Below are 22,470 nucleotides of genomic sequence, written 5' to 3' on the forward strand. Positions count from 1 at the left end.
TGGTGCAGTAGAGTGTGCGACAATCATTTGGATAAGCCAAACGAAAGATTTTGCGCGTTCCCATGAAAATTATTCATCCAGCCGTCGGCTGAACTTCGGAAAGGTCATGTTGGAGATCCGTCATTTGCGCACGCTTGCCGCGCTGCGTTCCGCCGGCAGCCTGGTGCGCGCCGCCGAATTGTTGAACCTGACGCAGTCCGCGCTGTCGCACCAGGTCAAGCTGCTGGAAGACCGCTATGGCGGCCCGCTGTTCGAGCGCAAGACCGTGCCGATCGGCTTTACCGCCATCGGCGCGCGCCTGCTGCGCCTGGCGGACATGATGCTGCCCGAAATCGAGCAGGCCGAGCGCGACGTCGCCCGCCTGATGCAGGGCGACCAGGGCCAGTTGCGCGTGGCGCTGGAGTGCCACACGTGCTTCGACTGGCTGATGCCTGTCATGGACGAGTTCCGGGCGCGCTGGCCGGAGGTGGAGATCGACCTGGTGTCGGGCTTCCACAGCGAGCCGGCCGAGCTGCTGCGCACCGGTGCGGCCGACCTCGTCATCGGCTCGGACTACAGCGCCGATTACGCCACCTTCCCCCTGTTCCGCTTCGAGATCCTGACGGTGATGGCGCAAAAGCACCGGCTCGCGACCCACCGGCGCCTGCACGCCGCCGATTTCGAAGGCGAGACCTTGATCACCTATCCGGTGCCGGAACAGCGCATCGACCTGATCCGCGAGATGCTGCGCCCGGCCGGCGTCGCGTTCCAGCGCCGCACGGCCGAGCTGACGGTGGCGATCCTGCAGCTGGTGGCCAGCCGGCGCGGCTTGGCCGCGTTGCCGAACTGGGCCATCAAGAACTACGTCGACTACGACTACGTCATCGCCCGGCCATTGGGCGAGCACGGTTTGTGGAGCGACCTGTACGTGTCCGTGCCGGCCGCGTTGCGGCAGAAGGCGTATGTCGCCGACTTCGTCAAGGTCATCCGCGAGCAATGCGCGGCCACGCTGGACGGGATCAAATTGCTGTCCTGACAAAGTTTGATCAATATCAAATGCTCGTGCTCAGCAGGCATTTACGATGAAGATCCTTGCGCCATATCAGCCGCCCGAAAGGATTGCCATGTTCACGCTGCCTGCCGAACTGTTCTACGTTACCCGCACCATGCTGGAAAGCCAGCTGGCCCATGGCAATGCACTGGCCCGCACGGCGTTCGACAGCGGGGCCAGCCTGTTCGACGTCAACGTCAACCTGGCGCGCGACCAGCTGGCGGCTGCCACGGCCGCGTCAAACCAGCTGCTGTTCGTGCGCGATCCGCAAGATTTGATCGGCCTGGCCGCTGTCCAGTCGCATCAGGCGCTCAACCGTGCCCATGCCTACGGGCGCGGCATGGCGGGCGTGGCCAGCGACCTCAACACGATGCTGGGCGAATTGGGCAAGGACTTCGCTGGAACGTTGTCCCGCACTTCGATAGAATGAAGCGTAGTAGCGCTTCGACAACCCTGCTGACATAACCGGTCAGCGCACTGGAGAATGAAATGGATGATGTAGTTATCGTTGCCGCAGCCCGCACCGCGGTCGGCAAGTTCGGCGGCAGCCTTGCGAAGATCCCGGCAGCGGAGCTGGGTGCCCACGTCATCAAGGGCCTGATGGCCCAGACCGGCATCGACCCGAACCTGATCAGCGAAGTGATCATGGGCCAGGTGCTGACGGCCGGCGCGGGTCAGAACCCGGGGCGCCAGGCGCTGATCAAGGCGGGCCTGCCGGACAGCATCCCCGGCTTCACGATCAACAAGGTGTGCGGCAGCGGCCTGAAGGCCACCCACCTGGCGGCCCAGGCCATCAAGTGCGGCGACGCCGGCATCATCATCGCAGGCGGCCAGGAAAACATGAGCGCCTCCCCGCACGTGCTGCCCAATTCGCGCGACGGCTTCCGCATGGGCGACGCGAAACTGGTGGACACGATGGTGGTGGACGGCCTGTTCGACGTCTACAACCAGTACCTGATGGGGGTCACCGCTGAAAACGTTGCCAAGAAGTATGACATCTCGCGCAGCCAGCAGGACGAGTTCGCGCTGCAGTCACAGCTGAAGGCGGAAACGGCGCAGAAGGAAGGCAAGTTCAAGGACGAGATCCTGCCGCTGGAAGTGCCGCAGAAGAAGGGCTCCTTCACGTTCGATACGGACGAGTACATCAAGGCCGGCGCCACGCTGGAAGGCCTGTCCGGCCTGCGCCCGGCATTCGACAAGGAAGGCTCCGTCACCGCCGGTAACGCGTCGGGCATCAACGATGGCGCGGCCGCTGTCGTCATGATGTCGGCCACGCAGGCGCGCGAGCTGGGCCTGAAGCCCATGGCACGCATCAAGTCGTACGCGTCGTCCGGCCTGGACCCGGCGTTCATGGGCATGGGCCCCGTGTCGGCCAGCCGCCTGGCGCTGAAAAAAGCCGGCTGGACGCCGGACCAGCTGGACCTGATGGAAATCAACGAGGCATTTGCCGCGCAGGCCTGCGCCGTCAACCGCGAAATGGGCTGGGATACCAGCAAGATCAACGTCAATGGCGGCGCCATCGCGATCGGTCACCCGATCGGTGCCTCCGGCTGCCGCATCCTGGTCACGCTGCTGCACGAGATGGTGCGGCGCGATGCGAAGAAAGGCCTGGCCTCGCTGTGCATCGGCGGCGGCATGGGCGTGGCGCTGGCGGTCGAGCGCGACTGAAGCACGCGGCTGGCACTGCGCTGATAGCTTCATTTAGCAGTAGCGGCCGCTCCAAGGCGGGGCGGCCGTCGTGAGAACGCAAACTAAGAGGGGAAGACATATGGCACGAGTTGCATTGGTAACAGGCGGCATGGGTGGTCTTGGCGAAGCGATCGGCATCAAGCTATTGGCACTGGGCTACAAGGTGGTCACCACGTATTCCCCTTCCAACACGAAATACCAGGCCTGGCTGGACCAGATGAAGGAAGCCGGCTACCAGTTCTCCGCCTATCCATGCGACGTGTCCGATTACGATTCGGCGCAGACCTGCGTGGCGGCGATCGAACGGGACATCGGCCCGGTGGACGTGCTGGTCAACAACGCGGGCATCACCCGCGACATGACATTCAAGAAGATGGACAAGGTCAATTGGGACGCCGTCATGCGCACCAACCTGGACTCCGTGTTCAACATGACGAAACCGGTCACCGACGGCATGGTCGAGCGCGGCTGGGGCCGCATCATCAACATCTCGTCCGTCAACGGCCAGAAGGGCGCGTTCGGCCAGACCAACTACTCGGCCGCGAAAGCGGGCGTGCACGGCTTCACGAAGGCGCTGGCGCTGGAAGTGGCACGCAAGGGCGTGACCGTCAACACCATCTCGCCGGGCTATATCGGCACCAAGATGGTCACGGAAATCCCGCAGGAAGTGCTGGACACCAAGATCATCCCGCAAATCCCGATGGGCCGCCTGGGTAAAACCAGACGAAGTGGCCGGCCTGGTCGCCTACCTGGCCTCGGACGAAGCGGCCTTCGTCACCGGCGCCAACATCGCCATCAACGGCGGCCAGCACATGTCGTAACCCGGCGTTTTAATAGCCAACACACCGCCGCGAGGCGGTGTTTTTGTTTTAGGACCGAGATGACGACCTTACCCACTGGCGGCCTGGCGCTGTCCCAGCTCGACGAACAACTGCTGCCGCCCGGCGTAAAAGGCCTGGCGCTGACCGCGCCGCTGCGCCAGCACATGATCGGCGTGCAGCGCTGGAACGTGCTGGCGGGCGACACGGGATTTCCCGTCGCGCTGCTGAAGACCTCCAGCCTGCGGCACAACCTGGACTGGATGCGCGCGTTCTGCGAACGCCATGGCGCGCTGCTGGCGCCGCACGGCAAGACGACGATGAGCCCGCAGCTGTTCGATGCCCAGCTGGCCAATGGCGCCTGGGGTATCACGCTGGCCACGGCCAGCCAGGTGCAGGTGGCGGCGCGCTTCGGCGTGCGCCGCGTGTTGCTGGCCAATGAGCTGGTGGCAGCCAGCGACATCCGCGTGCTGCTGCACCTGCTGCGCGACGATCCCGCGTTTGAACTGTTCGTGCTGGCCGATTCGCTGGAAGGCGTGCGGCGCCTGGCGGACGCGGTGGCCGCCAGCGGCTTGCGCCGGCCCTTGCCGCTGCTGGTGGAACTGGGCTTGCAGGGCAAGCGCGCCGGCTGTCGCAGCAGCGACGAAGCGATGGCGGTGGCGCGCGCGATCGCGGCGGCGCCCGGCCTGCAACTGGCCGGCATCGAGGGTTATGAGGGCTTGCTGGTGACGACCGACCGCGCGGCCGACCTGGAACGGGTCGACGCGTTCCTGCAAGCGATGGTGGCGCTGGTACGCCAGTGCGACGCCGAAGCCCTGTTCGCGGGAGCGCAGATCCTGCTGTCGGCCGGCGGCTCGGCGTATTTCGACCGGGTGGCGCAGTGTTTTGCCGGCGTGACGGGCACGTCGCGCCCGGTGCTGCCGATCGTACGCAGCGGCTGCTATCTGACCAACGATCACGGTCATTATTTCGAACTGACGCGCGAGCTGGACGAGCGCGCCGGCGGCGCTCCCGGCCTGGTGCCGGCGCTGGAAGTGTGGAGCAGCGTGCTGTCGCGGCCCGAGCCCACCTTGGCGATCCTGGGCATGGGCAAGCGCGACGCCTCGCATGACCTGGGCCTGCCGCGCGCACTGCTGCGCCATCGCATCGGGGAGGCAGGGCCGGTGGCACTGGACGACGGCTGGCGCATCGAGAAGATGAACGACCAGCATGCCTACCTGCGTCTGCCGGAAAACGAGGTGGACAAGCTGCGCGTGGGCGACCTGGTCGGCTGCGGCATCTCGCACCCGTGCACCACGTTCGACAAGTGGTCCTTGCTGCTGCTGGTGGAGGACGACTATCGCGTCACCGGCGCCGTCAACACCTTCTTCTGACTGGCACGACAAAACCGTTACAATCGGTGCTCCGAATTTCTGCGAGCGCGCCATGTCCGATCCGTCCTCCTACCTGTTCCCACCCGTGACCCCGCTGCAGAGCGGCACCCTGGCGGTGGACGAGCTGCACACGATCTACTGGGAGGAAGTCGGCAACCCGCAGGGCATCCCCGTGCTGTTCCTGCACGGTGGCCCGGGCGCGGGCATCTCGCCGCAGCACCGGCGCTTCTTCGACCCGCGCCACTACCGCGTGATCCTGTTCGACCAGCGCGGCGCAGGCAAGTCGCAGCCGCTGGGCGAGACCCGCAATAACACGACCCAATTGCTGATCGAGGACATCGAACGCCTGCGCGCCATGTTCGGCATCGAGCAGTGGCTGGTGTTCGGCGGCTCGTGGGGCTCGACGCTGGCGCTGGCCTACGGCCAGGCGCATCCGGAGCGCTGCCTGGGCTTCGTCCTGCGCGGCATCTTCCTGTGCACGGCGCTGGAGATCGATTGGTTCATGGACGGCGCCCAGTGGTTCCACCCCGAGATCCACGAGGAGTTCGCGCAGGCCGTGCCCTACGAGGAACGGGGCGACCTGCTGCAGGCCTACTACAAGCGCATCATGGACCCGGACCCGGAGGTGTACTGGCCGGCCGTGCGCGCCTGGAGCCGCTTCGAGGGGCGCCGCGTGTTCCTGATGCCGCAACCGGAAGAACCGGCCTGCGACACCGTCGACCTGGGCCTGGGCCGGCTGGAAGCGCACTACATGGCCAACCTCGGCTTCTTCGAGGACGACCAGCTGCTGCGCGACGTCGACCGCATCGCCCACCTGCCGGCCGTGATCGTGCAAGGCCGCTACGACGTGATTTGCCCGCCGTTCTCGGCCTGGCGCCTGCACAAGCGCTGGCCCGGCTCGAAGGTGGTGATGGTGCCGGACGCGGGCCACGCGGCCATGGAAACAGGCATCAGCCGCGAGCTGGTGGCGGCGACGGAGCAGTTCCGCCGCCAGGGCCGTTTCGGCTGACGCAGGGCCGTTTGGCGGGCCCCGTGCGCGGCCTGCTACACTGTTGAACCGGGAACACTCAATACACGCGCACAACAAAGTGATGAACATTCAGCTGGGCGATATCGGCCACATCATTCAACTGGCCATTGCGCCCGTTTTCCTGCTGACCGGCGTCTGCACCAACCTGCAGGTGCTGATCAACCGGCTGGCCCGCATCATCGACCGTTCGCGCGTGCTGGAGGACCGGCTCGACATCGCCTACAACGACAGCTACCTGAACGAGCTGGACGTGCTGTACCGCCGTTCGCACCTGATTAACTACGCCATCACCTTGTCCACCGCGTGCGGCTTGTTCGTCTGTCTCGTCATCGCCCTGCTGTTCATCGGCGATACGACCAATTTCACGCTGGAGAAATACATCGCGGGCCTGTTCGTGGCCGCCGTGTTCAGCCTGATTTCCAGCTTCGGCTTCCTGCTGCGCGAGATCTTCATCGCCTCCGCCGCCATGCGGTCCCAGCGCCACGTGCGCCGGGCCCCGAAAACCAACGAGTAAGCGCTTCTTTCATGCACGACTATCAACGTCCCCCAACCTTGCACCGCTACGGCCCGCGCAGCGAACTGGAACTGGCCCTGAGCCAGGGCCAGTTCGTGCTGCGGCCTGAAAACGGCTTTCTCACCTTGTCGTTCTCGCGCGCCTGGAGCCACGACATGTTCGACCATTTCGGCGCCGACTGCTGCCTGGTGATCCACAACACGGAAGAATTCGGCGAGCGCATCCACCGCGCCGTGCAGCGCACGCTGCCGAACTGGGCCGGCATCGATGGCGCCGTCGAATACGGTACCCGCGCAGCCCTGGGCGCCGCGTTCACGATGGGCGCGCAGGATGCGGCCGAACAGGAATGGAAGTTCGCCTGGCGGCCGATGCACAGCCAGGCCAGCATGAATCCGGTCGTGATCCGGATCGGCAGCCTGGAACAGTTTGCCGAGCTGCGCGGGTCGGACTGGTATCCCTCGTAATCAGGGCGCGGTGGCGCCGGCCACATGGCTGCGCGCCAGCTCCGTGGCCGGTCCCGGCACCTTGCTGGTGCCGCCCTTGTCGAGACGGGCCAGCACGGCGCCCATCATGCGTTCGATGTCGCCGCGGATGATGTTGGTGCCCAGGATGCCGGGCACGTAGAAGTTGGGCATCATGCGCCCCGTGTAGATGACGCGCGTGCCGCCCGTTTCGGGCACCGGCACCAGCTCCCAGCGCGATTCGTAGTGCTTCATGTCGCCCGAGATCAGGTCGATGTCGATCGAGGACATCGGCTGCTCCGTCGCGCGTACGATCAGGTGGATGGAGCGCGACATGAACAGGAAGCGCGCCGTGCCGAACTGCTCGATGATCACCTCATTGCCGTTACGCGACAGCACCCGGCACGACACCAGGTCGGGCACGAATTCCTCCATGCGGTCGTAGCCCGTCAGGATGCGCCAGACGGTGGGCAAGGGCGCCTGCACGGTGCCGTTGGCGTCCACCTCGTACATGTGCAAGGCGTCCTGCGTGATGCGCTTGACCGAGACCTGCAGCTTCGGCACGTCGGTGCGAGGCGTCTGCGCGAGCGTCAGCGCAGGTGCCGTGCAACCGAGGAGAAGTAACAACAGGAATCGTTTCATTCTTCCAGCGTAAGGTAACTGGTGGCAGAATACAAGCGCGGCACGCGGCCACCGTTAGGCAGCGCACAAACATCAAAACCACCCTTCATGTCCAAGTTTTCCCACCTGCTGGCCCCGCTCGACCTCGGCTTTACCACCTTGCGCAACCGTGTCGTCATGGGTTCCATGCACACCGGATTAGAGGATCGCTTCTACAACTACGGCAAGCTGGCCGCGTTTTATCGCGAGCGGGCGCGCGGCGGCGTGGGCCTGATCGTGACGGGCGGTATCTCGCCCAACCGGCAAGGCTGGTTGCTGCCGTTCGGCGGCACGCTCAATTTCGCCGGCGACGTGTTCAATCACCGCAAGGTCACGCGCGCCGTGCACGAGGAGGGCGGCAAGATCCTGCTGCAGATCCTGCATGCGGGGCGCTATGGCTACCAGCCGTTCGTCGTGTCGGCGTCGAGCAAGAAGTCGCCGATCTCGCCGTTCAAGCCGAAGGCGCTGACGGAATCCGGCATCGAAGCGACGATGCGCGCCTATGTGCGCACGGCACGCCTGGCAAGGAAGGCCGGCTACGACGGCATCGAGGTGATGGGCAGCGAAGGCTACCTGCTGAACCAGTTCCTGTGCGCCCGTACCAACCTGCGCACGGACCGCTGGGGCGGCGCCATCGAGAACCGCATGCGCCTGCCCGTCGAGATCGTGCGGCGCGTGCGCGCGGCCGTCGGCAACGATTTCATTATCATGTACCGCCATTCGCTGCTGGACCTGGTCGAGGGCGGCAACACGTGGGAGGAAGTCGTGACCGTCGCGCGCGCGCTGGAGCAGGCCGGGGTGACGATCCTGAACACCGGCATCGGCTGGCACGAGGCACGCGTGCCGACCATCGTCACTTCGGTGCCGCGCGCGGCGTTCGCCCAGGTGGCGGGCCGGCTGCGGCGCGAAGTCGGCATTCCCGTGGTCGCGTCGAACCGCATCAATATGCCGGCCGAGGCAGAGAACATCATCGCGCGCGGCGACGCGGACATGGTGTCGATGGCGCGGCCGTTCCTGGCCGACCCGGAGTTCGTCAACAAGGCGGCGCAAGGCCGCGTCGACGAGATCAACACCTGCATCGCCTGCAACCAGGCCTGCCTCGACCACACGTTCTCGAACCAGCGCGCCTCCTGCCTCGTCAATCCGCGCGCCTGCCGCGAGACGGAGCTGGTGTATCGCAAGACGACCGCGCGGCGCAAGGTGGCCGTGGTGGGCGCGGGGCCGGCGGGCTTGTCGGCGGCCACCGTCGCGGCCGAACGCGGCCACGACGTCACCTTGTTCGACGCGGCCGACAGCATCGGCGGCCAGTTCAAGGTGGCCATGCAGGTGCCGGGCAAGGAGGAGTTCGCGGAAACCATCCGCTATTTCGGCCGCAAGCTGCAGCTGACGGGCGTGAATGTGCAACTGGGCCGCCGCGTGACGCGTGCCGACCTGGCCGGCTACGACGACGTCATCGTCGCCACCGGCATCAAGGTGCGCATGCCGGCCATCGACGGCATCGGCCATCCGAAGGTGCTGAGCTACCTGGACGTGCTGCAGCACAAGAAGCCCGTCGGCGCCCGGGTCGCCATCGTCGGTGCCGGCGGCATCGGCTTCGACATGGGCGAATACCTGCTGCACGACACCCGTCACCCGTTGCCGCTGCCACTGGAGACCTGGACGGCCGAGTGGGGCGTCGACCTGCACGCCAGCACGGGCGGCGGGCTGGTGCCGCCGGCCACGCCGGCGCCGGTGCGCCAGCTGTACCTGCTGCAGCGCAAGACCACGAAGCCAGGTGCCGGCCTGGGCAAGACGTCCGGCTGGGTGCACCGCGCCGTGCTGGCGAGAAATGGCGTTGTCATGATGGCGGGTGTCACGTACAAGAAGATCGACGACCAGGGCCTGCACATCGAGGTGGGCGGCGAGGAGCGCCTGCTGGCGGTGGACAACGTGGTTATCTGCGCCGGCCAGGACAGCCAGACCGAGCTGATGCCAAAGGAAGGCGAAGCGGCCAACGGCGGCCCGCGCTACCACAAGATCGGCGGCGCCGCGCTGGCAGCCGAACTGGACGCAAAGCGCGCGATCCGCGAAGGCGCGGAACTGGCCGCCAGCCTGTAAAACCCGCCCCAACAGCCGAGCCCGTGTCCCACCTCGGTGTCAGTCACTCCCACCTCGGTGTCAGTCACCATTGTGAGACACGGGCTGAGCCGTCACAGGATGCTTACAGCAGAGGCTGTGTCCCGTTTTGGTGACTGACCCCGCGGTGGGACACGAACTGGGCTGTAGTGGTGGGCTCAGTGGCCGCCGCTGTGCGGTTCCTGGAACGTTGCCAGCACGTAGCCCGTCATGCCGTTGGCCAGTTCCTCCTCGCCCACGTAGACCTTGCCGATCCGGTCCTGGCGCAGCAGTTCGGCTTCCTCGTCGCTGTGCGTGCGCACGACGATGCGGATGTCCGGGTTCAGGGTGCGGGCGACTTCCACCATGCTGCGCACGTGGAACGTATCCGGCGTGGCGATCACCAGCATGCGCGCCTTGGCGATGTGGGCCTGGATCAGCACCGCCGGTTCGCCCGCGTTGCCGGCGACGGCCGCCACGCCGGCATGGCGCAGCTGGTCGACCTTCTCCCGGTTCTGCTCCGCCACCACGTAGTGAATGCCGTGCTTGTTGAGCGTTTCGGCGATGCGCCGGCCCACGCGGCCGTAGCCCACCAGCACGACCTGGCCGGCCAGCTTGGTCGCGGCCGTCGTCATCGGCAGCTCGGCCAGCGGGTCGGCCGGGCGGTCGAATTTGGCCGCCAGCATGCGGTTCTTGCCCAGCCAGCGTTCCAGCGGCCCGGTGGCGGCAAAGATCAGCGGGTTCAACGTGATCGACAGGATCGCGCCCGCCAGGATCAGGCTTTGCCCTTCCTGCGGCATCAGTTTGAGCGAAATGCCCAGTGCGGCCAGGATGAACGAGAACTCGCCGATCTGCGCCAGGCTGGCCGACACCAGCAGCGCCGAGCGGGCCGGATAGCGCAGCAGCACGACCAGCAGGAACGCGGCCAGCGATTTGCCGAGCACGATGATGGCCAGCACCGCCAGCACGCGCAGCGGCTGTTCGACCAGGATGGCCGGCTCGAACAGCATGCCGACCGAGACGAAAAACAGCACGGCAAACGCGTCGCGCAGCGGCAGCGATTCCTGCGCCGCGCGGTGCGCCAGTGCCGACTCGCGCAGCACCATGCCGGCGAAGAACGCGCCCAGTGCGAAGGAGATGCCGAACAGCGCCGTGGAAGCGTAGGCGATGCCGACCGCCGCCGCGATGACGCACAACGTGAACAGCTCGCGCGAGCCGGTGCGCGCCACCTGCCACAGGATCCATGGGAACAGCTTGCGCCCGACCACCAGCATGAAACCGACGAAGAGCGCCACCTGGCCCAGGGTGACGGCCAGGGTTTTGAGCAGGCTCGCTTCCGGATCGGCACCGGTGGCGTCGCCGCCCAGCGAGGGCGCGAGGGCCGGCAGCAGCACCAGCACCAGCACCGTGACGAGGTCCTCGACCACCAGCCAGCCGACGGCGATGCGGCCGTTGAACGATTCCAGCACGCCCCGTTCTTCCAGCGCGCGCAGCAGCACGACGGTGCTGGCCACGGACAGCGCCAGCCCGAACACCAGGCCGCCGCCGAGACTCCAGCCCCACCAATGCGCCAATCCCATGCCCATCGCCGTCGCCGCGCCGATCTGCAGGATCGCCCCGGGCAGCGCGACTTTGCGCACCTCCCATAAATCGTCCAGCGAGAAGTGTAGGCCGACGCCGAACATCATCAGCATCACGCCGATCTCGGCCAACTGCCCCGCCAGGTGGGCATCCGCGATGAATCCGGGGGTGGTGGGGCCGAGCAGAATACCCGCGGCCAGGTAGCCGACCAGTGCCGGCAGCTTGAGGCGGTTGGCGATGAAGCCGAGGACGAGACCGCAGCCGAGGGCCGCGGCAATGGTGGTGATCAGGCTGACGTCATGGTGCATGCAGGGCGGGTTCCTTCCGGCGTCGGTGGCGGCATGGCGGTTGCCATCCCGTCACCGAGTATAAACGCAGAAGGAAAACCGCCCCGCAGGCCTGGACGGGTTACAGCTTCTCGACGACGATGCTGCCGATCGAGTAACCGGCGCCGAACGAGCAGATGACGCCATGGGCGCCCTGCGGCAGGTCGTCCTGGTGCTTGTGGAAGGCGATGATGGAGCCGGCCGACGACGTGTTGGCGTAGGTATCCAGGATGACGGGCGCTTCCTCGGCCGTCGCGTCGCGCCCCAGGATCATGCGCACGATCAGCTGGTTCATGTTCAGGTTGGCCTGGTGCAGCCAGTAGCGGGCAACCTGCGGCAGTTCCAGGCCGGCGTTGGCGATGGCGTTCTTGATCGTCTCGGCCGCCATCGGGCACACATCCTTGAACACCTTGCGGCCCTGCTGCTTGAACAGCTTGTCGGGCTGGCCGATGCCGGCTTCGTCGCCGCGATTGAGGAAGCCGAAGTTGTTGCGGATATTGTTCGAGAACGACGTCTTCAGCTTCATGTCGAGGATCTTGAACTGGTGCTTCGACACGGCCGTGTCGGCCGCCTCGACGACGATCGCCGTGCAGGCGTCGCCGAAGATGAAGTGGCTGTCGCGGTCGCGGTAGTCCAGGTGGCCGCTGGTGATTTCCGGGTTCAGCACGAGCACGGCGCGCGCCTGGCCCGTCTGCACGGCGGTGGCCGCCGTCTGGATGCCGAACGTGGCGGACGAGCAGGCCACGTTCATGTCGAAACCGAAGCCCTCGATGCCCAGCGCCTGCTGCACCTCGACGGCCATGGCCGGGTAGGCGCGCTGCATGTTCGAGCAGGCCACCAGCACCATGTCGATGTCGGCCGCCGTGCGGCCGGCGCGGTCCAGCGCCTGCTGCGCCGCCGCCACGCACATCTCCGCCTGCAGCGACAGTTCCTCGTTGTCGCGCTCGGGGTAGTGCGGCGCCATCCGCTTCGGATCCAGCACGCCTTCCTTGTTCATCACGTAGCGCGACTTGATGCCGGACGCCTTCTCGATGAACGCCGCGCTGGACGGCTCCAGCGCCGTCACGGTGCCGGCCGCGATGGCCGCCGCGTTCTCCGCGTTGAACAGCTCGACATAGGCATTGAAGCTGTCGACCAGTTCTTCGTTCGAGATCGAATAGGGAGGAGTGTACAGACCGGTTCCGCTGATGACGGCTTGTTTCATTGTTAAGCTTTCGTATTCGTTAATAAGCTGAAAAAAAGCAGGAAGGCCGTTTTGACAGGCCACCGTGGCAACGGCTGACCAGTCGAAACGGCCTTACTGACAGCCGCGGCTGCCAAAAAAACTAGCAAAATGCACAGGCTCGGATTTTACATCAACCTGGATGCAAAAACGGCGCCATTGCTGGCGCCGCGATCAATTCCGATGATGCCGATTACTTGTGCTTGACGGGCACGCCCGCCTGCACGATCTGCGAGTCCGGCTTGGCCAGCTGGACGGGCAGGCCCTTCAGGTGGTTCAGCGCCTGGCGCAGCTGGAAGTCGTCCGGCGTGCCGTACTCCAGCGGCTTGCGCTTCTTCTCCAGCGCCAGGATGCGCATCTGCTCTTCCAGTTCGTCGCGCTTGTCCCGTGCCGCTTCCGCCTCGCGGTCGTTGGACAGGTGCTTCTCCAGGTCCGCCTCGCGCATGCGCAGGGCGTTCAGGCCGTCGCCATCCGGGTATTCGTTGACGTTCAGGTCCGGCACGATGCCCTTGGCCTGGATCGAGCGGCCGTGCGGCGTGTAGTAGCGCGCCGTGGTCAGCTTCAGCGCCGTGTCGGCCGTCAGCTGGCGGATCGTCTGTACCGAGCCCTTGCCGAACGTCTGGCTGCCGATGATCGTGGCGCGCTTGTAGTCCTGCAGCGCGCCGGCGACGATCTCCGAGGCCGACGCGGAGCCCGTGTTGACCAGCACCGCGAGCGGCACGCGCTTGACGGCTTCCGGCAGGCGCGCCAGCGCGTCCGTATCGCTGCGCAGCGAGTAGTACTCGGGCCGCGCGTAGTAGATCTCTTTCATGTCCGGCAGCTGGCCGTTGGTGGAGACGACCGGCGTGTCCTTCGGCAGGAAGGCGGCGGCGACGCCGATGGCGCCCTGCAGCACGCCGCCCGGATCGTTGCGCAGGTCCAGCACCAGGCCTTTCAGATGCGGGTCTTGCCGGTACAGTTCCGTGATCTTGGCGGCCAGGTCGTCCACCGTCGGTTCCTGGAACTGCGCCACGCGCAGCCAGCCGTAGCCGGGTTCCACGATCTTGCCCTTGACGCTCTTCTGGTGGATCTCCTCGCGCACCAGGCTGAAGGTCAGCGGTTGCGGCTCGTCCTTGCGCAGCACCGTCAACGTCACCTTGCTGTGCGGTTCGCCGCGCATGCGCTTGACCGATTCGTCCAGCGACAGCCCTTTCAACGGCGTCTGGTCGAGGCGCGTGATCAGGTCACCGGCCTTGATGCCGGCCCGGTAGGCGGGCGAATCCTCGATGGGGGAGACGATCTTGATGTAGCCGTCGTCGCTCTGGGCGATCTCGATGCCGAGGCCGACGAACTTGCCCTGCGAGCCCTCGCGCAGCTCGGCATAGGCCTTCTTGTCCAGGTAGGCGGAGTGCGGGTCGAGCGAAGCGACCATGCCGGAAATGGCTTCGGTCAGCAGCTTCTTGTCGTCCACCTGTTCGACGTAATCGGACTTGATCAGGCCATACACGTCCGCCAGCTGGCGCAGCTCTTCCAGCGGCAAGGCCGGCTCGGCGCGCTGCGCCAGTGCGGAGAACTGTAAGGAAACGGCAACGCCGGCCACGACACCCAGGGCGACCAGCCCGGAATTCTTCAGTTTCTTGCCCATGTATCACCTTCTGATGCGAGGGCGGCCACTCGGCCGCCATGCGATTCAGTATAAACCCGATTTTCCAAGGTCGTGCTGGCTGATCCTTGAAAAGCGCGGCCTTTACCACGCTTTACATGCAACCCTGCCGGATTGCTCACGTTACAGCCAGCGACAACTTGTATGGCCTGCGTTAATGAGCGTAAGTAAATGTAAGAAAGGCGGAAGTGGTCCGGCCAGCGTCCTACACTGGGCTTGTATTTCTCTCTACCCTGAAGTGGTTTTGGCCTGCGCCCACGGCGCAGGCTTTTTTTTTGCCCGCGCCGGGAAAAGTATCGAAAAGTAAAAAACGGCGGGTTGGCGACGCCCGGGCGCAAGGCCGCGCTTACAATGCAAGCGCGGCAATACCGTCCGCCGTGCGATTCCAAACCTCATGAACCATTTGACTCCCTTCGCCTGCGCCGCCCTGCTGGGACTGGCCGGCACCGCCCTGGCCCAGACCGACCCGGCGTCCGACAAGCCCGCCACCACCACGACCACCCCCGACAAGCCCGCTGACAAGGTCATCCCCCAGGTGACGATCACCGGCGGGCGCCAGACGGAAATGGACGTGCGCCGCAATTCAACGGCGGCAAAGCAGATCTACGGCCGCGAGGAACTGGACCGTAACGGCGACTCCAACCTGGGCGACGTGCTGAAACGCCTGCCCGGCGTGACCATCGGCGGCCGGCCGGGCCGCGGCGGCGACGTGCGCATGCGCGGCCTGGGCAGCGGCTACACGCAGGTGCTGGTCAACGGCGAGCGTCCACCGGCCGGCTTCTCGATGGAGTCGATCTCGCCCGACCAGGTCGAGCGCATCGAGGTGATGCGCGGCCCGGTGGCGGAGCACAGCACGCGGGCGATCGCCGGTACGATCAACGTGGTGCTGCGCGAGGATTACGTCCAGCGCGACAACCAGCTGAAGGTGTCCGATTCGCTCGAATCGGGGCGCCACTCGCCCGAGCTGTCGATCACGGTGCCAGGCAAGTCGGGGGCGTTCAGCTATTCGCTGAACGGCTCCATCCGGCAGAACCGCCAGCACGATGAAGGGCGCACGCGCAACCTCGACACGCTGGGTGACGGCAGCGTCACGAAGGATCAGCTGGTCACGGACGAAAGCTCCGGTACCGGCAAGGCGATCCACCTGGCGCCGCGCCTGTCCTATAAATTCGACAACGGCGACACGCTCAACTTCCAGCCGTTCCTGATGCATAACACGCGCGACAGCGGCTCGTCGTCGACCTTGGTGCAGACGGCAGGGAGCGTCGCGCCCGAGTACAACTTCGCCGAGCAGCAGTCGCACAACGACAGCACGTTCTTCCGCGGCTTCGGCAACTGGCTGCACAAGATGGACGGCAACGCCAAGCTGGACGTGAAATTCGGCTTCGGTGCCGGCAAGATGGACAGCGACTCGCTGCGCCGCCAGTACGACACGGCCGGCACCCTGCTGGATCGCTTCACCGATACCGACAAGACGCGCGACCGCAGCATCAACACGGGCGGCAAGTACACGCGGCCGCTGGGCGCGGGCCACCTGCTGGCGGCGGGCTGGGACCTGGAAGCGAGCCATCGCGAGCAGACCCGCGTCTCGCTCGACAAGAACGGCAATGCGCAGTTCGCCGACTCGGGCGACAACCTGACCGCCGACACCCGTCGCATCGCCCTGTTCGCGCAGGACGAGTGGGACGTCACGCCGCAATTCGGCATGTACGTGGGCCTGCGCTGGGAAGGCATCCGCACCACCAGCGACCGCAGCGCCGGCACCGTCAAGAACACCAGCAGCGTGTTCTCGCCGCTGCTGCACGGCGTCTGGCGCATCCCCGGTTCCGAGAAGGACCAGCTGCGCGCCAGCCTGACCAAGAGCTACAAGTCGCCCAACGTGCAGGACCTGATCGCGGCGCCATTCCTGTCGCGCCTGAACAGCGCCACGCGGCCCGACCGCAGCGGCAACCCGGACCTGAAGCCGGAACTGGCCACGGGTCTCGATCTCGCGTACGAGCACTACATCGGCCGCGGCGGCATCGTCAGCGCGGGCGGTTTCATTCGCGATATCGACAACCTGATCCGCCGCCAGCTGAGCTTGCGCGACACCGAGCTCGGTCCGCGCTGGCTGTCCACACCGGCCAACATCGGCCACGCCCGCACCAGCGGCATCGAGCTGGAAGCAAAGTTCAAGCTGAACGAACTGATCGCCGACGCGCCCGATATCGACGTGCGCAGCAACTACAGCCGCTTCTGGTCGCGCGTGGACGGCATTCCCGGGCCGGACAACCGCCTCGACCAGCAGGCGAAGCAGACGGCCAACCTGGGCCTGGACTACCGCCTGAAAGCGGTGCCGTTGACGGTGGGTGGCAGCTACAACTGGACCCCCAGGATCCGCACGCAGACCAGCACCTGTCTCTTATACAGAGCAGGTGGTGGAGACGGGCCAGAAGCGCGCGCTGGACGTGTACGCGCTGTGGAAGTTCGACGCCCGCACCCAGCTGCGCATCGCGGCCTCGAACGCGCTGGCCGAGGATGCGCCGGGCAGCAACCTGGTGTACGCTAACGGGCTGACATCGCGGGCGGAAACGGTCAACCCGACGTTCGTGGTGTGGAGCGCGCGGCTGGAGACAAAATTTTAAGCCGGTCTGAATAAACGAATTTGAAAGCGGTAACGTGAAACGACACCTCATTTCCCTCTCCCTGATCGCGGCCTTTGCCGCCACGGCGGCCCACGCGGCGGACAGCGCCGCCATCTCCGGCATCGACACGCAGTACATCGACCCGAGCGTGCGCGCGCAGGACGACTTCTTCGTGCACCTGAACGGCAAGTGGCTCAAGACGGCCGAGATCCCGGCCGACAAATCGAGCTGGGGCTCGTTCGCCAAGCTGCGCGACGACACGCTGCCGCAACTGCGCGACATCGTCGAGGAACTGCAGAAGAAGAAGGGCCTGAAGGGCGAAGAGCAGAAGATCGCCGACCTGTACACGAGCTACATGGACGAAGCGAAGCTGGACCAGCTGGGCGCCAGGCCGCTGGCCGGCGAGCTGGCGCGCATTGCCGCCATCAAGGACAAGAAGGCGCTGCCCGGCCTGATCGCGCACCTGACGCGCATCGGCGCGCCCACGCCGTACGCCGTGCGCGTCTCGCAGGACGCCCGCGAGTCGACCCGCTACGCCGCCTACATGGCGCAGAGCGGCCTGGGTCTGCCGGACCGCGACTACTACCTGAAAAAGGACGACGCCAAGCTGGCGGACGCCCTGGCCAAATACGAGCAGCACGTGGCCAAGGTGCTGACCCTGGCCGGCAGCAAGGACGGTGCCGCGCAGGCGAAAGCCATCGTCGCGCTGGAAACCGCGCTGGCCGAGGCGCAGTGGACCAAGGTCGAGAACCGCGACCCCGTCAAGCGCTACAACAAGATCGCCATCGACAAGCTGGCCGAGCTGGCGCCGGGCTACGACTGGAAGGCCGCGCTGGCTGCCTCCGGCATCGCCGGCAAGACCGATTACGTGATCGTCATGCAGCCCAGCTACCTGCAGGGCTTCGACAAGCTGGTGGCCGCGACCGACCTGGCCACCTGGAAGTCGTACCTGACCTGGCACCTGCTGCGTGACGCCTCGCCCTACCTGTCGAAACCGTTCGCCGACGCGCACTTCGCCTTCTACGGCACGGTGCTGACGGGCGTGACGGAACAGCCGCCGCGCTGGAAGCGCGGCGTCGGCGTCCTCGAGGCGGCGATCGGCGAAGGCCTGGGCAAGCTGTACGTGGCCAAGCACTTCCCGGCCGAGCGCAAGGCGCGCATGGAAAAGCTGGTGCAGAACCTGCTGCTGGCCTACAAGCAGAGCATCGACACGCTGGACTGGATGAGCCCCGAGACGAAAAAGGAAGCGCAGGCCAAGCTGGCCAAGTTCACGCCGAAGATCGGCTATCCGGACAAATGGCGCGACTACGGCAAGCTGAAGATGAACGCCGGCGACCTGCTGGGCAACCTGCGCCGCGCGGCCGAATTCGACTACGCCCGCAACGTGGCGAAACTGGGCCAGCCGATCGACCGCAGCGAGTGGGGCATGACGCCGCAGACGGTCAACGCCTACTATCGCTCGACAGCCAACGAGATCGTGTTCCCGGCCGCGATCCTGCAGCCGCCGTTCTTCGACGCGCGCGCCGACGATGCCGTCAACTATGGCGCCATCGGCGCCGTGATCGGCCACGAGATCAGTCACGGCTTCGACGATTCGGGCAGCCAGTCCGATGGCGACGGCAACCTGCGCGACTGGTGGACGGCGCAGGACCGCGCCAACTTCAAGGCCAAGACCGACGCGCTGGTCAAGCAGTACGACGCCTACAGCCCGCTGCCGGGCTACCACGTCAACGGCAAGCTGACCCTGGGCGAGAACATCGCCGACAACTCCGGCCTGGCGATCGCGTACAAGGCCTATAAATTGTCGCTGAACGGCCAGCCTGCGCCGGTGATCGACAACCTGACGGGCGAGCAGCGCTTCTACATGGGCTTCGGTCAGGTGTGGCGCTCGAAGATGCGCGAGGCGCAGCAGATCGTGCAAGTGAAAACCGACCCGCACTCGCCGGGCCAGTTCCGCGCCAACGGCACGGTCGTCAACCAGCCCGGCTTCTACGAAGCGTTCGGCGTGAAGGAAGGCGACAAGCTGTACGTGAAGCCGGAAGAACGCGTGATCATCTGGTAAAGCCAGCGAGTCAAAAAGGCCACAAGCGTGGCCTTTTTGTTATGCGGCCATTGGGCCGTGTGCTATTGTCGGTTGCCGGCGCTGACCGGTCATACCACTGTCATATATAAGAGGGAAATATCTTGAAACGACATCTGTTGAGTGCATTAACGCTGAGCCTGCTGGCCGGCGTCTGCGGCATTGCCGGCGCGGCCGACAAGGCCCCCGCGAGCAAGGTCGCAACCGGCGCGCTGGCGTCCGGCATTGCAGTCGAGTATATCGACCCATCCGTGCGGGCACAGGACGATTTCTTCGTCCACACCAACGGCAAATGGCTGAAGACGACGGAAATCCCGGCCGACAAATCGAGCTGGGGCTCGTTCGCCAAGCTGCGCGAGGACATCCAGCCGCAGCTGCGCGCCATCATCGAGCGCGCGGCGGCGAACGCCGCTGCCGGCAAGGGCGATGCGGACCAGCAGCGCATCGGCGACTTCTACGCCAGCTTCATGGACGAGGCCCGCGTCGAACAACTGGGCGTCACGCCGATCAAGGATGAACTGGCGATGATCGCCGCCATCGCCGACAAGAAGGAACTGCCCAAGCTGATCGCGCAGTTCAACCGCTACGGCGTAACGGCCCCGATGGGCTTCGCCATCCACCAGGACAACAAGGATTCGACCAAGTACGTGGCCGACTTCTTCCAGAGCGGCCTGGGCCTGCCGGACCGCGACTACTACCTGAAGAAGGACGACACCAAGCTGGCCGAAGCGCTGGCGAAATACGAGCAGCACGTCGCCAAGATGCTGACCCTGGCCGGCGACGCCAAGGCCGCGGACAACGCCAAGGCCATCGTGGCCTTCGAGACCGAGCTGGCCAGGATCCAGTGGACCAAGGTCGAACTGCGCGACCCGGTCAAGGCGTACAACAAGTACGACATCGCCAAGGTCGGCGAACTGATGCCCGGCTTCGACTGGAACGCCTACCTGGCCGCCACCGGCGTGCAGGGCAAGGTCACGTACGTGATCGTCAGCCAGCCGACCTACTTCCAGGCGCTGGACAAGCTGCTGACGGCGACGTCGCTGGACACGCTGAAGGCGTACGCCCAGTGGCACATGGTGCGTGAAGCGGCACCTTATCTGTCGAAGCAGTTCGTCGATACCAACTTCGAGTTCTACGGCACCGTGCTGTCGGGCGTGACGGAAAACCGCCCGCGCTGGAAGCGCGCCGTCAGCGCCACCGAAGCGGCCGTGGGCGAGAGCATCGGCAAGGTCTACGTGGCCGAGCACTTCCCGCCGGAGTACAAGGCACGCATGGAAAAGCTGGTCAACAACCTGCTGGTCGCGTTCAAGCAGAGCATCAACACGCTGGACTGGATGACGCCGGCCACCAAGAAGGAAGCGCAAGGCAAGCTGGCCAAGTTCACCACCAAGATCGGCTACCCGAACAAGTGGCTGGACTACTCGAAGCTGACGGTCAAGCGCGACGACCTGCTGGGCAACGTGCAGCGCGCCACCGAATTCAACTACAACAAGGAGTTGAACAAGCTGGGCAAACCGATCGACCGCGACGAGTGGCTGATGACGCCGCAGACGGTCAACGCCTACTACAACCCGGAAATGAACGAGATCGTCTTCCCGGCCTCGATCCTGCAGCCGCCGTTCTTCGATCCAAAGGCGGACGACGCGGTCAACTATGGCGCCATCGGCGGCGTGATCGGCCACGAGATCAGCCACGGCTTCGACGACCAGGGCGCCCAGTACGACGGCGACGGCAACCTGCGCGACTGGTGGAGCGCGGCCGACCACAAGAACTTCAAGGCCAAGACCGGCCAGCTGGTGGCGCAGTACAGCGCCTACAGCCCGCTGCCGGGCTACAACGTCAACGGCGAGCTGACCCTGGGCGAGAACATCGGCGACAACTCCGGCCTGGCCGTGGCGTACAAGGCCTACAAGCTGTCGCTGAAGGGCAAGAAGGCCCCGGTGATCGACGGCCTGACGGGCGACCAGCGCTTCTATATGGGCTGGTCGCAGGTGTGGCGCATGAAGATGCGCGAGCCGGCGCTGATCCAGCAGATCAAGACCGACCCGCACTCGCCAGGCCAGTTCCGCGCCAACGGCACGATGCGCAACCAGCCGGGCTTCTACGAAGCCTTCAAGGTCAAGGACGGCGACAAGATGTACCTGCCGCCGAAAGAGCGCGTGATCATCTGGTAAAAAGCTTGGGGTCTGTCCCCGCATGGGGACTGACCCCGGTTCTTATCCGCGACCTCGGCTGCTCCCCGGTTTCAGCAATTCGCTCCAGCCATAAAAAAACCGCTCGAAAGAGCGGTTTTTTTATCCCAGCCGATCAGCTCAGCCCTTGGGCGGCTCCGCCGCCGGCGCGGCAGCCGGCGCCGCCGCATCGCCCGCCGCGGCGGCCGCTGGCGCCGCCGGCACCTCCGGCTCCTTGAACTTGGCACCCGACTGGTTCGCCATGAACACGACCGCACGCGCCACCTCGACATCGTCCAGCTCCGGATTGCCGCCCTTGGCCGGCATCGCCCGGATACCCTCGATGGCATGCTTGACGATGGTGTCGTAACCCTGCGCGATGCGCGCGCCCCAGGCCCCGGCATCGCCCGTTTTCGGCGCCCCGGCCACGCCAGCACCATGGCAGGCCTGGCAGGTCGACGTATAGATGGCTTCCCCGGTCTGCAGCACTTTCGGTCCGCTGGCATCCTTCAGGGTAAAGCCTTCGTCAGCAACTGGCTTCAGGCGCGAAGCGATGGCTTCCGGCGACTGCGCGGTCGAGCCGGCGCCTGCCAGCCTTTGCTGCGTGACGTATTGAACGAGGAGAATGATGCCGAGGATAACGACGAGGAAGAAGCCGATGACTGCGGCGATCAGCTGTTTCGGAGTGCGGATGGCGGATTGATGTTCGTGATGTGCGTCGCTCATAATTTCCTTAGTACAAGTTGCTGAGCCGGTGGCCAGTGTTAATCTTATGACATCAGGGATGGCTGACTTCTCGCCGAAAAGCAACCGATTATAGACTCAAACTATACAGCTTGGAACGTAATTGAAGGATAGGCAAGACGCCCTATTGACGGGGTGTTGCGCGAGGTGCACCGGGGCAATTTTGCTGTCCCGACGGGCACGGCAGGAAAAGTTGTGCTTTGTGATAGACGTGCGGCAGGAAAGCCGGTATCCTTCGGTTCTCTCTCGTGCGGCTGTAGCTCAGTGGATAGAGTATTGGCCTCCGAAGCCAAGGGTCGCTGGTTCGATCCCAGCCAGCCGCACCATTTTCCCCACAAGATCAAACGCTCGGGCGCTGCAACAGCTAGCATTGCTTCGCGGTCGTGCGTATCGGCTGGTGCATCGTAGGCC

General features: G+C 65.3%; 16 protein-coding genes, 1 tRNA gene and 1 pseudogene. 13 read left to right on the top strand and 5 right to left on the bottom strand.

Annotated features, from left to right (window positions below):
* Positions 1-106 precede the first annotated feature (106 nt).
* The 8 genes and pseudogenes from E7V67_027890 to E7V67_027925 all read left to right on the top strand — a co-directional run bounded on the left by E7V67_027890 (position 107) and on the right by E7V67_027925 (position 6,918).
* Positions 107-1,015, top strand: coding sequence for a LysR substrate-binding domain-containing protein (locus E7V67_027890; GenBank protein WUR13460.1), 909 nt, complete (start codon positions 107-109; stop codon positions 1,013-1,015).
* 88 nt (positions 1,016-1,103) lie between these two features.
* A complete protein-coding gene (locus E7V67_027895) occupies positions 1,104-1,460 on the top strand; it encodes a phasin family protein (protein ID WUR13461.1) in 357 nt (118 codons plus the stop codon).
* A gap of 59 nt (positions 1,461-1,519) precedes the next feature.
* Positions 1,520-2,698, top strand: coding sequence for an acetyl-CoA C-acetyltransferase (locus E7V67_027900; GenBank protein WUR13462.1), 1,179 nt, complete (start codon positions 1,520-1,522; stop codon positions 2,696-2,698).
* Positions 2,699-2,798: 100 nt separating this feature from the next.
* Positions 2,799-3,540 (top strand): annotated as a pseudogene (phbB, locus tag E7V67_027905) (acetoacetyl-CoA reductase).
* Positions 3,541-3,704: 164 nt separating this feature from the next.
* Positions 3,705-4,910 carry an amino acid deaminase gene (locus tag E7V67_027910; GenBank protein WUR16361.1) on the top strand — a complete coding sequence of 402 codons (1,206 nt, stop codon included), beginning with the start codon at positions 3,705-3,707 and terminating at the stop codon, positions 4,908-4,910.
* 52 nt (positions 4,911-4,962) lie between these two features.
* The gene (pip, locus tag E7V67_027915) at positions 4,963-5,919 is read left to right on the top strand and encodes a prolyl aminopeptidase (GenBank protein ID WUR13463.1); all 957 of its coding nucleotides are present in this window, start codon (positions 4,963-4,965) and stop codon (positions 5,917-5,919) included.
* A gap of 82 nt (positions 5,920-6,001) precedes the next feature.
* Positions 6,002-6,454, top strand: coding sequence for a DUF2721 domain-containing protein (locus E7V67_027920; GenBank protein WUR13464.1), 453 nt, complete (start codon positions 6,002-6,004; stop codon positions 6,452-6,454).
* Positions 6,455-6,465: 11 nt separating this feature from the next.
* Positions 6,466-6,918 (top strand): hypothetical protein, encoded by a 453-nt coding sequence (locus E7V67_027925; protein ID WUR13465.1) that lies wholly within the window; start codon positions 6,466-6,468, stop codon positions 6,916-6,918.
* Here E7V67_027925 and E7V67_027930 read toward each other — a convergent pair whose 3' ends face one another.
* A complete protein-coding gene (locus E7V67_027930) occupies positions 6,919-7,557 on the bottom strand; it encodes an SRPBCC family protein (protein WUR13466.1) in 639 nt (212 codons plus the stop codon). It lies immediately after the preceding gene.
* An 87-nt stretch (positions 7,558-7,644) separates the two neighbouring features.
* On the opposite strand from E7V67_027930, the gene E7V67_027935 reads away from it, so the two are divergent.
* The gene (locus E7V67_027935) at positions 7,645-9,672 is read left to right on the top strand and encodes an NADPH-dependent 2,4-dienoyl-CoA reductase (protein WUR13467.1); all 2,028 of its coding nucleotides are present in this window, start codon (positions 7,645-7,647) and stop codon (positions 9,670-9,672) included.
* Positions 9,673-9,848: 176 nt separating this feature from the next.
* On the opposite strand, the gene ybaL is transcribed toward E7V67_027935, so the two are convergent.
* The 3 genes from ybaL to E7V67_027950 all read right to left on the bottom strand — a co-directional run bounded on the left by ybaL (position 9,849) and on the right by E7V67_027950 (position 14,422).
* Complete coding sequence (ybaL, locus tag E7V67_027940) at positions 9,849-11,558, bottom strand: YbaL family putative K(+) efflux transporter (GenBank protein WUR13468.1); 1,710 nt, start codon at positions 11,556-11,558, stop codon at positions 9,849-9,851.
* Positions 11,559-11,658: 100 nt separating this feature from the next.
* On the bottom strand, positions 11,659-12,780 hold the full coding sequence (locus E7V67_027945; GenBank protein WUR13469.1) for a beta-ketoacyl-ACP synthase III: 1,122 nt from the start codon (positions 12,778-12,780) through the stop codon (positions 11,659-11,661).
* Between the two features lie 211 nt (positions 12,781-12,991).
* Complete coding sequence (locus E7V67_027950) at positions 12,992-14,422, bottom strand: S41 family peptidase (protein ID WUR13470.1); 1,431 nt, start codon at positions 14,420-14,422, stop codon at positions 12,992-12,994.
* A 412-nt stretch (positions 14,423-14,834) separates the two neighbouring features.
* Between E7V67_027950 and E7V67_027955 the strand changes: the two genes are divergently transcribed.
* The 3 genes from E7V67_027955 to E7V67_027965 all read left to right on the top strand — a co-directional run bounded on the left by E7V67_027955 (position 14,835) and on the right by E7V67_027965 (position 21,318).
* Complete coding sequence (locus tag E7V67_027955; protein ID WUR13471.1) at positions 14,835-16,988, top strand: TonB-dependent receptor; 2,154 nt, start codon at positions 14,835-14,837, stop codon at positions 16,986-16,988.
* 110 nt (positions 16,989-17,098) lie between these two features.
* The gene (locus tag E7V67_027960; protein ID WUR13472.1) at positions 17,099-19,126 is read left to right on the top strand and encodes a M13-type metalloendopeptidase; all 2,028 of its coding nucleotides are present in this window, start codon (positions 17,099-17,101) and stop codon (positions 19,124-19,126) included.
* A 122-nt stretch (positions 19,127-19,248) separates the two neighbouring features.
* Positions 19,249-21,318: a M13-type metalloendopeptidase gene (locus tag E7V67_027965; GenBank protein ID WUR13473.1), complete on the top strand. Its 2,070-nt coding sequence runs from the start codon at positions 19,249-19,251 to the stop codon at positions 21,316-21,318.
* 138 nt (positions 21,319-21,456) lie between these two features.
* Here E7V67_027965 and E7V67_027970 read toward each other — a convergent pair whose 3' ends face one another.
* Complete coding sequence (locus tag E7V67_027970) at positions 21,457-22,041, bottom strand: c-type cytochrome (GenBank protein WUR13474.1); 585 nt, start codon at positions 22,039-22,041, stop codon at positions 21,457-21,459.
* Between the two features lie 268 nt (positions 22,042-22,309).
* Here E7V67_027970 and E7V67_027975 point away from each other — a divergent pair.
* A tRNA-Arg gene (locus tag E7V67_027975) sits at positions 22,310-22,385 on the top strand.
* Positions 22,386-22,470: the final 85 nt, after the last annotated feature.

It is taken from the genome of [Empedobacter] haloabium, assembly GCA_008011715.2.
Taxonomy (GTDB): Bacteria; Pseudomonadota; Gammaproteobacteria; order Burkholderiales; family Burkholderiaceae_D; genus Rugamonas; species Rugamonas haloabia.